Genomic DNA, 14632 nt, shown 5'->3' with positions numbered 1-14632 from the left:
TGTCGGCGAGACCGGAGGTCGGACATGGCTGGAGCGCCACTGCAGGCGATTGCGGCAGCACTGCAACGCGAACGCAAACGAACGGGGCTCTCGCTCGCCGAAGTGGCTCGCCGCGCGGGAGTCGCCAAATCGACGCTGTCGCAACTCGAGGCGGGCAACGGCAATCCGAGTGTGGAGACGCTGTGGGCGCTCAGTACCGCCCTCGATGTGCCCTTCGCCCACCTCGTCCAGCCACCGACCCCACGCGTGCAGGTGATCCGATCCGGTGAAGGTCCTGCAGTGGCGTCGGAGCAGTCCGACTACATGGCGACTGTGCTGGCTGCGTGCCCGCCACACGCCCGCCGCGACATCTACCTGATCACGGCGCAACCGGGCGAACCGCGGGTGTCCGACCCCCACATGGCCGGAGTGGTCGAGCATCTGGTGATGGGCAGTGGTCGCGCGCTTGTCGGACTCATCGATGACCCGGTCGAACTGGGCCCGGGCGACTACATCAGCTACCCGGGCGATCTGCCGCACACGTTCGAAGCCCTCGAACCGGACTGCACCGCGGTGCTCATCTCCGAACACGTGTGACAGGTGTCGATGAAGAAACGCCGCCGCACCGGTCCATACGGGTGAGAACAACAACACCTGGACCGAAGGAGGTGCGGCGATGGCGGCAATCCGCCGCGGTATCAGCTTGCCCACCTTTGGCCCGTTGGCCGGACCCGATTCGGTGGCGCAGATCGCCCGCACCGCCGATGACCTCGGCTTTCACAGTGTGTCCTCGGCCGACCGTCTGTTGCTACCGGCCGACGCCGGACCCCTCGGCCAGGCCTGCCAGACGCCCCGACCGGTGTGGGATTGCATCGAGATGCTGACCTGGGCGGCCGCGCACACCACCAGGGTTCGGCTCGCGACCACCGTGGTGCATGCGCTGTTCCAGCCGCCGGTGGTGCTGGCCCGGAGGCTGGCCACCCTCGATCGGCTGAGCGGAGGGCGTCTCGATGTGGGGATAGGCCAGGGGTGGACCCCGCACGAACACGAGTCGGCGGGGGTGGCGATGACTTCCCGGGTGGAAGCACTCGCCGAACATCTGGAGTTGATGCGTCGATGCTGGCGCACTGGCCGGGTTTCCTTTCAAGGCGAGCACTACCGGCTGCGACCGAGCTGGGTGGAGCCGAAGCCGGCCCAGCCGACCCTGCCCGTGTACATCGCGGCGATGACGCCCCAGGGCATCGCACAGGCGGCGGCCATTGCAGATGGCTTCATGTACCCAATTACTACCTGGGCCTCGGCCACCGAGGCGATCGGTCTGTATCGGCAGGCCGGGGGGCGCGGCCCGGTTGCGCTACGGCTCAATCCGATCCGCGACTCCCTTCCCGGTGCACTCGACCGGTTCGTCGAGACCCTGCCCGCCGATCTGGCACAGGCGAGTGAACTCGGCGCGAGCGAAGTGCACTGGGAGCTGAACCAATCGACGATGACGCTCACCGAACAGTGCAAGGCCATGGCACTCATCACCGAAATGACCTAAATTAGAACGAGTTCTAGTTTGACGATTTGTCCGACATGGCGGTCGTCCGACGGTCAAACAAGTGAGGAAGTCGCGATGCAGGCGGAGTTGCCCGAGGTAGTGCCCGTTTCCGAGGTGTCGGAATGGTCCGATGAGGTGGACGTCGTGGTGGTCGGGTGCGGCATCTCGGGCGGCAGCGCGGCGGTGGAGGCCGCGTCGGCCGGTGCCCGTGTGCTGGTCCTCGAGCGGGCAGCAGCGGCAGGCGGGACATCGGCGATGGCCGGTGGCCACTTCTACCTCGGTGGCGGCACCCCGGTGCAGCAGGCGACCGGACACGAGGATTCGCCCGAGGAGATGGAGAAGTACCTACTCGCGGTCTCCCGCGATCCCGAACCGGACAAGATCCACGCCTATTGCCAGGGGAGTGTCGAGCACTTCAACTGGCTCGAAAGTCTCGGGTTCGAGTTCGAGCGGTCGTACTACCCGGAGAAGGCCGTCATCCAGCCCGGTACCCAGGGCCTGATGTTCACCGGCAACGAGAAGGTCTGGCCGTTCTGTGACAAGGCCAAGCCGGCGCCGCGTGGTCACAAGGTGCCCGTCAAAGGCGACACCGGTGGTGCGGGCATGGTGACCGAGCTCCTGGTGAAGCGGCTTGCCGAGACGGGTAACGAGATCCGGTACGAGACCGGCGCCCGCAACCTGGTGGTCGACGAATCCGGCGCTGTTGTCGGCTTGAAGTGGAAGCGATTGCAGGAGACCGGTTTCATTCGCGCAAAAGCAGTTGTCATCGCGGCCGGCGGGTTCGTGATGAACGAATCCATGGTCGCCGAGTTCACGCCGGAACTGGCCGAGAAGCCGTACACCCTTGGTAGCACCTACGACGACGGACTGGGGATCCGGCTGGGCGCGTCGGTGGGTGGCGGACTAAAGCACATGGATCAGTCGTTTGTCACCGCGCCGCTGTACCCGCCGTCGATCCTCCTGACCGGCCTTGCGGTGAACAAAGACGGCCGGCGTTTTGTCAACGAGGACTCCTACCACTCGCGCACATCGGCATTCGTGATGGAGCAGCCGGACGCGATCGCCTACCTCATCGTGGACGAAGCGCACATGGAACGCCCGGAATTCCCTCTCGTCCCGTTCATCGACGGCTGGGAGACCGTGGCCGAGATGGAGGACGGGCTCGGTATCCCGTCAGGACAGCTGCAAGAGACGCTGGACCGATACAACGAGAACGCCGCCCGCGGTGAAGACCCGGACTTCGGTAAGCGTGCGGAGTGGCTCGCGCCCCAGGACAAGGGACCATGGGCGGCATTCGACATGTCGCTCGGCAAGGCGATGTACGCCGGCTTCACGATGGGCGGTCTTGCCACCTCCGCCGAAGGCCAGGTGCTCACCGACGACGGTTCGGTCATCACGGGGCTCTATGCCGCAGGCGCAGGCGCGGCGAACATCGCCCAGGACGGTAAGGGCTACGCCAGTGGAACGCAGCTGGGTGAGGGGTCCTTCTTCGGTCGTCGAGCCGGCCGGCACGCAGCGTCGCTCTAACGGGTTCTCTGGCCGCCGGCCTCGAGCTGGCGGGCCAGAGCCCGTGAGAAGACGTGCCGGAAGGTGAAGAACCGCACCGCGGTCGCGATCAGATTGACCAGCATGAGCAGGGCCAGTTCCAGCTTGCTCGAGGGGTGCTCTGAGATCTGGTGAAGGACGAACAGTGAGAAGGCGCTCAGCGACCAGCCGAATGCAAACACTGCGATGCCCTGCACGTGATGGAGCAGGATCATCCGCTGTCCCCGAAGCCGGAAAGTGAAGGCGCGGTTGGCGCCGGTGTTGAGAACTGCCGCGATCAGCATCGCGACGAAGTTCGCGGCCTGCGCGCCGATCAGCGGATGAAAACTGAGGTACATCAGCGCATACGCAGTGGTGCACGCGATCCCGACAGCACAAAAGCGCAGAACCTGAACTGAAACAGGTCTGCGCAGAAAGTCGACTATGGTTCGCCGCTCGGCCGGATCGGTCTCCGCCGGAGCGGTTTCGATCTGATCACCAGGGACCGGGCCTACCGTCACACCCCCCACGATATGGGAGACCCTGGAAAATTGTGTTATCGGCATGCGACTCGGGCCGGGACGGCCGGTCGGGGGGTGAACCGTCCCGGCCCGAATCTTGATCTACCTCAGCTGTGAGATGACGCGTCGGACATGGATCACATGGCCGGGGGCATCATCACGGTGTCGATGAGGTAGACGGTTGCGTTGGCGGTTTTCACACCACCACAGACCACTGCCGAATCGTTGGCCTTGAGCGAGTCGCCCGAGCCGGTCACGTTGACGGCCTGGCCCTCAACTGTGGTCTGCTCGCCCGCGACCTGCTCGGGGGTCAGTTGGCCCGGCACGACGTGGTAGGTCAGGATCTTGGTCAGCAACGCGCTGTCGGTCTTCAGCGTCTCGATGGTGGCCGGATCGATCTTGGCGAAGGCATCATCGGTGGGTGCGAAGACGGTGAACTCGCCACCGTTGAGGGTGTCAACGAGGTTGACCTGCGGGTTCAACTGTCCCGAGACGGCCTGGGTCAGGGTCTTGAGCATCGGGTTGTTGGATGCGGCGGTGGCCACCGGATCCATCGCCATGCCGTTCACGGAGCCCGCGCCGGTGGGGTTGGCCTCGGCGTATGCCGCGCAGCCCGGTCCGACCAGCGAAGCCGGCTCGGCGGAAGCGCTTGAGCCCGAGGTCATTTCGGAAGAGGTCATCGGTGCCGATGCCGCAGTGCTCGAGGACGAGTCGGAACTGTCGTCCGAACACCCCGCCACGAGTCCTACTGCCAGGCCGACGCCCGCCACGGTCACTGCAAGTCGCTGAATTCGTTTGAGAGCCATGTTCGCTGTCCTATCCATTGCTGTCTTTTACGGAGGCGCAAACGACTTCGTCCACCACCTGGTGGCGGAGTGTGTCGATCACTTGGTCGATCACTGCAGGTTCGGAGCTGTGCCGGAATCGGATGGGTGCGGATCGAAAAACTTTTTCAAAGAGGTCATGACCATCCGTAACGTTCTCGGCGCCGAATCCCTCATCGATACCGACCCGATGACTTCTCTTGAAAGGCTGAGCAATTGCGAATCGCAGCGATGGCACGCGACGGACTTGCCGGTCTGATCGCGGTCGGCGCCGGCCTTGCCGCCGGCGAACTGGCGGCAGCCGCCGTCTCTTCCTACGCATCTCCCTTCTATGCAGTCGGGTCATTCCTCGTCGACCGAGCCCCGGCTCCGGTCCGCGAGTTCGCGATCGACACCTTCGGAACCAATGACAAGCCGGTTCTGTTGTGGGGCATTGCTGGTGCGGTTGTTGTGCTCGCGATCATCGCGGGGATAGCCGAACGGCGCACAGTTCCAGTCGGTTCAGCGCTCATCGTCGCCTTCGGAGCCTTCGGGGTGCTCGCCGCGCTCCATCGCCCGACATCTGACATGTGGTATGCCGCACCGTCTTTGGTGGCGATGGTGGTCGGCATATTGGTGCTGAGGGGTTTGCGGGGATTTCTCTTCAAAGGCCGGCGCACGGACCGTGACGATGTGGCCACGAAGGAGGTCTCCGCTCCTCTCGACACCGGATCCCACGCTGCCGCGAACTCGTCGGACTCCGGTTCGCGGGGACTGTCGAGGCGGCAGTTCGGCATCTCGGCGGGCGTGGTCGCGGTGGCCTCGGTGGCAGCCGCGTTCATTGGCCGGCAGATGTCGACGATGGGCGATGTGATCGCCGACCGGCGCAGGGTCCGGCTTCCCCGTCCCGCCAGCGGCGCGGCACCGATACCCGCAGGCACCGATGTCGGGATCGACGGCGCGACGCCGTTCATGACGAACAACGCAGATTTCTACCGCATCGACACCGCGCTCCAGGTCCCCAAGCTCACGACCGGTGAATGGAGCCTGAAGATCCACGGCATGGTGGACAACGACATCACGCTGACCTGGGATGACCTCATGGACATGCAGGCGCAGGAGCGGATCATCACGCTCACCTGTGTCTCCAATGAGGTCGGCGGCAATCTGGCCGGCACGGCTCGCTGGACCGGCTACCCGATCAAGGACATCCTGGCCCGCGCCGGAGTGCAGGACGACGCCGACATGTTGTTCTCCACCAGTGTCGACGGCTGGACATCCGGCACGCCCATCGACGCCCTCACCGACGGTCGCGACGCGATGCTGGTCGTCGGGATGAACGGCGAGCCGCTGCCACTCGAGCACGGCTACCCCGTTCGGCAGCTCGTGCCCGGCCTCTACGGCTTCGTCTCGGCGACCAAATGGGTCGTCGACTGGGAGATCACCCGCTTCGACAAGGCCGAGGCCTACTGGACCAAGCGGGACTGGGGTGTGAAGGCGCCGATCAAGACCGCTTCACGCATCGACAGGCCCGCCGGATTGGCGAAGTTGCCCGTGGGAGAAGTGGTGATCGCGGGTACGGCCTGGGCGCAGCACCGCGGTATCGCGAAGGTCGAGGTGAGGGTCGACAACGGGCCCTGGAACACTGCGACCTTGGCCACCGAGTACTCCAATGACACCTGGCGACAGTGGTTCTGGACGTGGCAGGCCACACCCGGCCAACACACCGTCTACTGCCGCGCAACTGACGAAACGGGGGCAGTGCAACCCGAAGAGAGGGTCGCCCCCATCCCCGACGGAGCGACCGGTTGGCACAACCGGGTGTTCCGGATCGAGTAGGTGTTTTGATGACTATCGCTAGTGTCATGGATGTGACCGACCGAATTCCCGAAGCTCGGGTAGATCTAGCTGATCTGTTGATCAGAACGGCCGGCCGTGATCGACAGGCTTTCGCCGAGCTGTACGACGCGACGGGTTCCCGTGTTTTCGGGCTGATCCTTCGAGTTCTGCGCGATCGTGGCTACGCAGAGGAGACAGTGCAGGAGGTGTACCTGCAGGTCTGGCAGAAGGCGGACAGTTTCGATCCCTCATCGGGTTCGGCTCTGAGCTGGCTGCTCACCATCGCCCACCGCCGCGCAGTCGATCGGGTCCGAAGTGAGGAAGCCGCAGGCAAGCGCGGCCACGAGTACTCCGTCTCCAATGTGGAAACACCCACCGACACCGTCGCCGACTCGGTCGTGGCGGCCGAAGAACGATCCGACGTGATGGTGTGTCTCGGCAGCCTCACCGCCACCCAGCGGCAGAGCATCGAGCTGTCGTACTACGGCGGTATGACTTACCGGCAGGTCGCCGAGCGGCTCGACGCCGCACTCCCGACCGTCAAATCCCGCATCCGCGACGGACTGCGACGCCTCAAAGACTGCTTGGAGGCGACATCACATGGCTGACCACAGCTGGCTGGACGAACATGTCGAGCTCTATGCAATCAACGCACTGGACGACGACGAGGTGGGACGCCTCGAACGCGAGCTCGCCCAGGAACCCGAACCAGTCCGGTCCCAGTACCTGCGGGAAATCGGCCGCACCCGCGAAGCTCTCGTGGAGATGACCGCAGTGGACGCGACGCCCCCGCCTCCTCAGCTACGTGAGGCGGTGCTCGCGGCGCTTCCGTCGGCGGTGCCGCAGGCCGATGCCGAGCCGGCAAAGGTGATCAATCTGGCCGAACGCCGGCGCCGGTTCAGCATCGCCGTCGGTGCCGCCGCAGCGGCGCTGATCCTCGTGATCGGCGGTGTGACGGTCGGACGCGTCACTGCCCCCGAGGAGAAGGCGCCGGTCAGCGCGCTCGAACAACAGACCATGGCGATCCTCGGATCGCCGGACATGCAGCTGAAGCGGGATTCGCTCAGCGACGGCGGCAGTGTCATCGTCGCGACCTCACGAGAGGCCAATCAGGCTGTTGTGATCGCTGAGGGCCTACCGCCCACGCCGCCCGGACAGACGTACCAGATGTGGCTGCTCGGCGAGGGCCACGACCCGACTTCGGTGGGGACGATGGGCGCCGAGCCCGTCCGACAGGCCGTTCCGATCACGGATCTCACCGGTTCTGACCGGATCGCAGTGACCATCGAACCCGAGGGCGGCTCACCGCAGCCGACAGGCGAGGTCGTCACCGCAGTGCAGTTCTGACAACGCCCGCTGTCTGTTTGCCTGGACCAAATGCGCTGATCAAAGAGGCAACAGCCGAGATCTGTGTCACGCATCGCAGTGCGCTATGCCACACCGGGCGGGCCATTTGATCATGCTATGTTCCATCAAAGTGATGTGGCGTGCGCGTGTCGTGCGCCACATCAGGCATTGGTGGGCAAAAAATTCTGGGCGGCGAAAACCGGGCCGCACCGTGTGACTTGCCCGCACCCATGACGAGGGAGCGTGTATGAGTGTCGGCGTTGTGCGCGAGACGGCTGCGGGGGAGCGTCGGGTCGCATTGGTTCCGAAGGTCGCGGCGTCTTTGGTGAACAAGGGTGTGTCGGTGATCGTGGAGTCCGGCGCGGGTTTGGGCGCGCTCATTCCCGATGAGCTGTACGTGGCTGCTGGTGCCTCGATCGGTGATGCGTGGTCGGCGGATGTGGTGGTGAAGGTTGATGCTCCCACCGATGAGGAGATCGGCAAGCTGAAGTCGGGGTCGTCGCTGATCGGGTTCCTTGCTCCGCGTAATGCCGAGAATCAGATCGGCGCACTCAAGTCTGCCGGGGTGCAGGGGTTTGCGGTGGAGGCGATTCCGCGGATTTCGCGTGCGCAGTCGATGGATGCGTTGTCGTCGCAGGGCAACGTGGCCGGCTACAAGGCCGTGATCTTGGCTGCCGAGCGCTCCACCCGCTTCTTTCCGATGTTGACCACGGCCGCGGGCACAGTGAAGCCGGCGACGGTACTGGTGCTCGGGGTGGGTGTGGCCGGGTTGCAGGCGTTGGCGACGGCCAAGCGTCTGGGTGCACGTACCACCGGGTATGACGTGCGCCCGGAGGTGGCCGAGCAGGTCAAATCTGTGGGCGGTCAGTGGCTGGACCTGGGTATCGACGCTGCCGGTGAGGGTGGTTATGCCCGCGAACTCACCGACGACGAGCGGGCCAAGCAGCAGCAGGCCCTTGAAGATGCGATCAAGGGATTCGATGTGGTGATCACCACCGCCCTGGTGCCCGGTCGCCCGGCGCCGCGTCTGGTGACCGCCGCTGCGGTGGAAGGCATGAAGCCGGGCTCGGTGGTGGTGGATCTGGCCGGTGAGACCGGCGGCAACTGCGAGCTGACCGAACCGGGCCAGGACGTCGTCAAGCACGACGTGATGATCTGCTCGCCGCTGAACCTGCCTGCTGGGATGCCCGAACACGCCTCGGAGCTGTACGCCAAGAACATCCTCGCGTTGCTGGAGTTGATGCTCGACGACGAGGGCAACCTCGCCCCGGACTTCGACGACGAAGTGCTGGCCAAAGCGTGCGTGACGCGCGAGACGACTGACGTGAAGGCAGGTGCCTGAGATGTATACGGGTCTATTGGCAAATATCGCGATCTTGGTGTTGGCGGGTTTTGTGGGCTTCGCCGTCATCTCGAAGGTCCCCAACACTTTACACACGCCGTTGATGTCGGGTACCAACGCCATTCACGGCATCGTGGTGCTGGGTGCGTTGATCGTGTTGGGCCGCTTGCCTGATGACGCCCCGTGGGGCGTGCGGATCATCGCGTTCGTCGCGTTGATCTTCGGAACCCTCAACGTGGTCGGTGGGTTCTTGGTGACCGATCGGATGCTGGGCATGTTCAAGAGCAAGAAGGCGCCGGTCGCGCCGGCCGAGGGAGCTGACAAATGAACAACCTCGTCCAGATCCTCTACATCGTTGCGTTCTCACTGTTCATCTTCGGTCTGTCCGGGCTGACAGGTCCCAAGACCGCGGTCCGTGGCAACTGGATTGCCGCGGCCGGTATGGGTTTGGCCGTTGTCGCGACGCTCATCGATATCCGTGACACCTATGCCATCAACTGGATCCTGATCGCAGCGGGTCTGCTGATCGGAGTGATCTTGGGTGTGCCACCGGCCAAACGCACCAAGATGACGGCGATGCCGCAGCTGGTGGCGTTGTTCAACGGTGTCGGTGGCGGCACGGTCGCGTTGATCGCGTGGGCCGAGTTTATCGAGACGGCAGGGTTTTCTGAGTTCAAGCACGGTGAATCCCCGACCATCCACATCGTGATCGGGTCGCTGTTCGCGGCGATCATTGGTTCGGTGTCGTTCTGGGGCTCGCTCATCGCTTTCCTCAAGCTGCAGGAGTTGATGAACAAGAAGGTCGAGAAGGCATTCGTCAAGAACGCCAAGACCTTCCAGCTCGCCAACATCGCCCTGCTGATCGTTGCTGTGGCGGCGTGTGTGTTCATCGGTGTCAACGCCACCCCGGGTGAGGGTTCGTCGCAGTGGTGGATCGTGCTGGTGCTGATCGCCGCCGGCATCATGGGGTTGTTCGTGGTGCTGCCGATCGGCGGCGCCGACATGCCCGTGGTGATCTCGCTGCTCAACGCAATGACCGGATTGTCGGCAGCGGCAGCCGGTTTGGCGTTGAACAACACGGCGATGATCGTGGCCGGCATGATCGTCGGTGCGTCGGGTTCGATCTTGACCAACCTGATGGCCACGGCGATGAACCGGTCCATCCCGGCGATCGTGTTCGGGTCGTTCGGTGGGGGCGGTGACGCAGCGGTGGGCGGTCCGGCCGGTGAGCAGGGCACCGTCAAGGCCACCTCGGCCGCCGATGCGGCGATCCAGATGGCCTATGCCTCGCAGGTGATCGTGGTTCCCGGTTACGGGCTCGCGGTGGCGCAGGCACAGCATGCGGTCAAGGACATGGCGAGCATCCTCGAAGACAAGGGTGTGGAGGTCAAGTACGCCATCCACCCGGTCGCCGGTCGTATGCCCGGGCACATGAATGTGCTTCTGGCAGAGGCTGATGTCGAGTACGACGCGATGAAGGAAATGGACGACATCAACGGTGAGTTCTCGCGCACCGACGTCACTCTCGTCATCGGCGCCAACGACGTCACCAACCCGGCCGCCCGCAATGATCCGTCGTCCCCGATCCACGGGATGCCGATCCTGAACGTCGACCAGTCCCGCTCGGTCATCGTCCTCAAACGAGGCATGGCATCGGGTTACGCCGGTATCGACAACCCGTTGTTCACCGCACCGGGCACCTCGATGCTCTTCGGCGACGCCAAGAAGTCCGTCGGCCTGGTCATCGAAGAACTCAAAGCCCTCTAGAGCTGACACCGAAGCCGGTGGGGGCCAACCCCTCCGGCTTCGGTGAGTTCCTCCGGTTGCAACCGGAGGTCGTGGCCGTAGCCGGAGGTCAGAACCAGTTCGGGTCGGCGTCCAGAGTTGTGCGGTCCAGGTCGGCCAGCAGATCGAACTGCGGGCCGGTGCGGGGCAGTTCATATCGATAGAAGTATTGGGCCGCAGCACGTTTGCCGTCGTAGAAGTCGCCCTGTGCACCGTCGGCCGCGATGAGTTGCTCGAGCCACATCCAGGCGATCACCACGTGTCCGGCGGCCTCGAGGTAGATCGATGAATTCGCCAGACTGACCGCCGGGTCACCGGCGGACCACAGCTGCCCGGTGACCTCGACCAAGCGATCGACGGCCGCCCGCAAGGCGTCTGCCTTGGCTGCGTCCACGCCCGCGGCCCGGTCGATGGTGGCGGAGATGGCGTCGACGAGCAGCTGCAACCCTGCGCCGCCCTTCATCACCACTTTGCGGCCGAGTAGATCCAGACCCTGAATGCCGTGCGTGCCTTCGTGAATGGGGTTGAGGCGGTTGTCCCGGTAGAGCTGCTCGACATCGAACTCTTTGGTGTAGCCGTACCCTCCGAACACCTGGATGGCCAGGCTGTTCGCTTCCAGACACCACTGCGATGGCCAGCTCTTCGCGATCGGGGTGAGGACGTCGAGCAGGAACTCGATCCGGGCGGCTTCTTCCGGCGAGGGAGCAGTCTGCTGTTCGTCGACCAACTTGGAGCAGTAGAGGCCCAGGGCCAGGGCTCCCTCCACGTATGCCTTCTGCGCCAACAGCATCCGTTTGACATCGGCGTGCTCGATGATGGGCACCGGCGCGGAGGCCGGGTCCTTGCTGGTGGGCACGCGGCCCTGTGTGCGGGTCTTGGTATACTCCAGCGACTGCTGATAACCGGCGTAGCCGAGTGAGGTGGCCAGGAACCCGACACCGATCCGGGCCTCGTTCATCATCCGGAACATGTACGACAGACCGCGATGAACGTCGCCCACGAGATAGCCGACCGCACCGGTCTCCGGCGCCGGCTGATGCTTGCCCTCCCCGAAGTTCAGCAGGGTGTTGGTGGTGCCGCGGTTACCCATCTTGTGGTTGAGGCCCACCAGCACAACGTCATTGCGGGTTCCGTCTGCAAGGAACTTCGGCACCACGAACAGCGAGATGCCTTTGACGCCCGGGCCGCCATCGGGTGCCTTGGCCAGCACGAGATGCACGATGTTCTCGGACAATTCGTGGTCGCCGCCGGAGATCCACATCTTGGTGCCGGTGATGCGATAGCTGCCGTCGTCGACGGGCACCGCCTTGGTGGTGATGTCGGCGAGCGATGAGCCGGCCTGCGGTTCGGACAGGCACATCGTGCCGAAGAAACGGCCTTCGAGCATCGGCCGCACCCAGGTGTCGATCTGCTCGTCGGTACCGTACTCCACCAACAGGTTCGCGTTCGCCATCGTCAGGAAGGGATATGACGACGTGGATGCGTTGGCGGATTGGAACCAGGCCATGGCGGCACGGGTCACCACCGTGGGCAGTTGCATGCCCCCGACCTCTTCATCGAATTGGGCGGCGATGAAACCGGCCTTGCTGAACTGGTCGAGTGCGGCGCCGACCTCGTCGATCATCTCGACCTTGCCGTCGGCACCCATTGTGGGCTCGTTCTGGTCGGCCTTCTTGTTGTGTGGTGCAAACCGCTTGATGGCGATGTCTTCGCTGAGGTCGAGGATGCTGTCGAACGTCTCTCGGGAATGCTCGGAGTAGCGTTCGCGCTCGATCAACGCGGTGACATCAAGCCATTCGTAGAGCATGAAGTCGAGATCGCGTCGGGATAGTGGGGCGGCCATGTGGATCTCCTAGCGTCCGAGCACGGTAAGGCTGTTCGACTTCCATACAACCACCGGACGAGCATGCGGTGGCTCCGGACCTTGCCCCGCCAGGCCCGGCCACGCCGAGCAAAACGCGGTAGGAGCGGTGCGGCGTCCGGACGTGCGAATGTGGATTAACTTATCCGCCTTCGACGGGAGAACCTTCGTGCCCAAGTACCTGACCTACGAGCTCATCGACGACGGCGCCATCGCCCGGATCATGCTGGACCGGCCGAAGACGCGCAACGCTCAGAACCGCGGATTGCTTGTTGAACTCGACGAGGCATTCAAGGCCGCGGAGGCAGACGACCGGGTGCGGGTGATCATTCTCGGCGGCACCGGACCCATGTTCACCTCCGGCCACGACCTCGGGTCGTCGGACGACCGGGCCGAGCGAGCACCCGGCTCGGGCCAGCATCCGACCATGTCCACCTATGGCGGGACCAAGGCGGGCACCGAAGCCCGGATGCTGCAGGAGTGGCACTTCTTCTTCGACAACACCCGGCGGTGGCGCAATCTCCGCAAGATCACCATCGCCCAGACGCATGGCACGGTGTATGCCGCGGGTCTGATGCTGGCGTGGGCCTGCGACCTCATCACCGCGGACACCGACACGATGTTCGCCGACGTGGTCGGGTCGCGCCTGGGCATGTGTGGTGTCGAGTATTTCGGTCATCCGTGGGAGTTCGGGCCGAGACGGGCCAAAGAGCTACTGCTGACCGGGGATTCGATCAGCGCGCAGGAGGCGCATCAGATCGGGATGGTGAGCAAGATCTTCGCCCCCGACGAACTCGCCGACAAGACCCTGGATCTGGCTCGCCGGATCGCTCAGCGTCCGACGGTTGCCTCCCTGCTGATCAAGGAATCGGTGAACCAGTCCGTCGACAACATGGGCTTCTACAACGCGCTGAACGCCTGCTTCTCGCTGCATCAGATCAACCATGCCCACTGGGCCGAGGTGACGGCAGGCGAGACGATCATCGGTACTCCCGACCACGGCGTCGAGAGCTGGAAGACCGCCGCGCCCGTCCACGAACGGCAGGTCGATTCGCCCTGGTGAGGGTGCGCCGAGGGCGGCGGTTCGGCACCGGACGGCGATCGCGCGCTTGTTACTGACCTGAGACCGCGTGGGTGCGAGGCCGTAGCTCCGGTGCCCTACTGTGGCTGTAGTGACTCATGTTGCGCGTGTGACGCGCATAAACCGGACGTTTGTGGTTGCCGCGGCGGCAATCGGCATGTCCACCGGGGCGGTGGCCATGGTTCCGACCGTGATCAGCCCGACCATCGCCGTAATGCCGACCGCGTCGGCAGGCGACGTGACCGGCATGTACAACGCCGCCCAGCTGGGGTTCCGCACCGGCGACATCGGGACCGGTCTGAACGCCTTGCGTAGGTTGCTCGCGGCGAACCCGCGCGACGCTGATGCACTGGCGCTCCAGGCGCTGTGGTCGGACTACAACGCCGACAGGGCCACCACCCAGGCCGCGGTGAACGCATTGCGGAGTCTCGATCCCGCTCGCGCAGCGGTGATCTCGCGGGCACTGACCGCTGTCGACACGGGAGTACTGGTCGGTCCCGATCCGGTACCGCGCCTGCTGTCGCCGTCCACCGGCATCGTTCTCATCGGTGTCGGCCCACCGGCGGCCGGTGGTTTCGATGGCGAGACGACCGCCCGGCTGGTGGCGACCTGGCTCCAGGCCGTGGCAGCCCCACGGTCGCCCATCATCGTCGTCGGCAACAACCCCGGCATCCGAGAATGGCTGACAGCAAAGGCCATCGCTTCGTCGATGATTCACGTGGAACCACGTGCAACCACCCTGGTGCAGGGCGCCCTGCTCGGTGCCGAGAAGGCCGCGGAGCTGCGACTTCGCGACGTGGTGCTGGTGACCTCGCCCGACCAGGTGCGCCGCGCGGCCGTCGACTTCCAGGTCGCCGGCGTCAAGGTGGCCCGTGCGACGACAACAATCACGGATCTGTTCGCTCATGTGGCCGTGCCTGCGAAGGTGGACCAGTGGGACATCTACCTCGACGCCTCTCGCGTGCTCGGCCTTCCCGACACCAGGGGCTGAGAGCAGAGCGCAGACCGAC

Annotated in this window: 14 protein-coding genes; 11 read left to right on the top strand and 3 right to left on the bottom strand. The window is 64.5% G+C overall.

The window, feature by feature from the left end; all coding sequences use genetic code 11:
* Positions 1-24: 24 nt before the first annotated feature.
* From ACVWY6_RS14210 to ACVWY6_RS14200, 3 genes are all read left to right on the top strand, one after another.
* A complete protein-coding gene (locus tag ACVWY6_RS14210) occupies positions 25-576 on the top strand; it encodes a helix-turn-helix domain-containing protein (RefSeq protein WP_023954365.1) in 552 nt (183 codons plus the stop codon).
* Between the two features lie 79 nt (positions 577-655).
* Entirely contained in the window at positions 656-1519 is an 864-nt protein-coding gene (locus tag ACVWY6_RS14205) for an LLM class flavin-dependent oxidoreductase (protein WP_457538860.1), read from the top strand.
* Between the two features lie 75 nt (positions 1520-1594).
* Complete coding sequence (locus tag ACVWY6_RS14200; protein WP_457538858.1) at positions 1595-3046, top strand: FAD-binding protein; 1452 nt, start codon at positions 1595-1597, stop codon at positions 3044-3046.
* On the opposite strand, the gene ACVWY6_RS14195 is transcribed toward ACVWY6_RS14200, so the two are convergent.
* Together ACVWY6_RS14195 and ACVWY6_RS14190 are read right to left on the bottom strand one after the other, a co-directional pair.
* Entirely contained in the window at positions 3043-3564 is a 522-nt protein-coding gene (locus tag ACVWY6_RS14195) for a GtrA family protein (RefSeq protein ID WP_243404533.1), read from the bottom strand. The genes ACVWY6_RS14200 and ACVWY6_RS14195 overlap by 4 nt on opposite strands.
* A 137-nt stretch (positions 3565-3701) precedes the next feature.
* A complete protein-coding gene (locus ACVWY6_RS14190) occupies positions 3702-4370 on the bottom strand; it encodes a fasciclin domain-containing protein (RefSeq protein ID WP_023954357.1) in 669 nt (222 codons plus the stop codon).
* Positions 4371-4619: 249 nt separating this feature from the next.
* Between ACVWY6_RS14190 and ACVWY6_RS14185 the strand changes: the two genes are divergently transcribed.
* The 6 genes from ACVWY6_RS14185 (at position 4620) to ACVWY6_RS14160 (ending at position 10662) form a co-directional block, all read left to right on the top strand.
* On the top strand, positions 4620-6206 hold the full coding sequence (locus ACVWY6_RS14185) for a molybdopterin-dependent oxidoreductase (protein ID WP_457538856.1): 1587 nt from the start codon (positions 4620-4622) through the stop codon (positions 6204-6206).
* Between the two features lie 8 nt (positions 6207-6214).
* Complete coding sequence (gene sigK, locus ACVWY6_RS14180; protein WP_457538855.1) at positions 6215-6814, top strand: ECF RNA polymerase sigma factor SigK; 600 nt, start codon at positions 6215-6217, stop codon at positions 6812-6814.
* Positions 6807-7553: an anti-sigma factor gene (locus ACVWY6_RS14175; RefSeq protein WP_457538853.1), complete on the top strand. Its 747-nt coding sequence runs from the start codon at positions 6807-6809 to the stop codon at positions 7551-7553. The genes sigK and ACVWY6_RS14175 overlap by 8 nt, the downstream gene beginning before the upstream one ends.
* A gap of 247 nt (positions 7554-7800) precedes the next feature.
* On the top strand, positions 7801-8895 hold the full coding sequence (locus ACVWY6_RS14170; RefSeq protein WP_023954347.1) for a Re/Si-specific NAD(P)(+) transhydrogenase subunit alpha: 1095 nt from the start codon (positions 7801-7803) through the stop codon (positions 8893-8895).
* 1 nt (position 8896) lies between these two features.
* Complete coding sequence (locus ACVWY6_RS14165; RefSeq protein ID WP_062796646.1) at positions 8897-9223, top strand: NAD(P) transhydrogenase subunit alpha; 327 nt, start codon at positions 8897-8899, stop codon at positions 9221-9223.
* Positions 9220-10662 (top strand): NAD(P)(+) transhydrogenase (Re/Si-specific) subunit beta, encoded by a 1443-nt coding sequence (locus ACVWY6_RS14160; protein WP_062796648.1) that lies wholly within the window; start codon positions 9220-9222, stop codon positions 10660-10662. Before ACVWY6_RS14165 ends, ACVWY6_RS14160 begins: the two co-directional genes overlap by 4 nt.
* Before the next feature lie 88 nt (positions 10663-10750).
* On the opposite strand, the gene ACVWY6_RS14155 is transcribed toward ACVWY6_RS14160, so the two are convergent.
* The gene (locus ACVWY6_RS14155; RefSeq protein WP_457538850.1) at positions 10751-12523 is read right to left on the bottom strand and encodes an acyl-CoA dehydrogenase; all 1773 of its coding nucleotides are present in this window, start codon (positions 12521-12523) and stop codon (positions 10751-10753) included.
* Positions 12524-12671: 148 nt separating this feature from the next.
* On the opposite strand from ACVWY6_RS14155, the gene ACVWY6_RS14150 reads away from it, so the two are divergent.
* Complete coding sequence (locus ACVWY6_RS14150; RefSeq protein ID WP_457538848.1) at positions 12672-13604, top strand: enoyl-CoA hydratase; 933 nt, start codon at positions 12672-12674, stop codon at positions 13602-13604.
* A 127-nt stretch (positions 13605-13731) separates the two neighbouring features.
* Positions 13732-14613, top strand: coding sequence for a YdcF family protein (locus ACVWY6_RS14145; protein ID WP_457538847.1), 882 nt, complete (start codon positions 13732-13734; stop codon positions 14611-14613).
* Positions 14614-14632 lie beyond the last annotated feature (19 nt).

This window comes from Williamsia sp. R60, from assembly GCF_054063855.1.
Note: the sequence above shows the minus strand (reverse complement) of the source record. Positions and strands in the feature narration are given on the sequence as shown.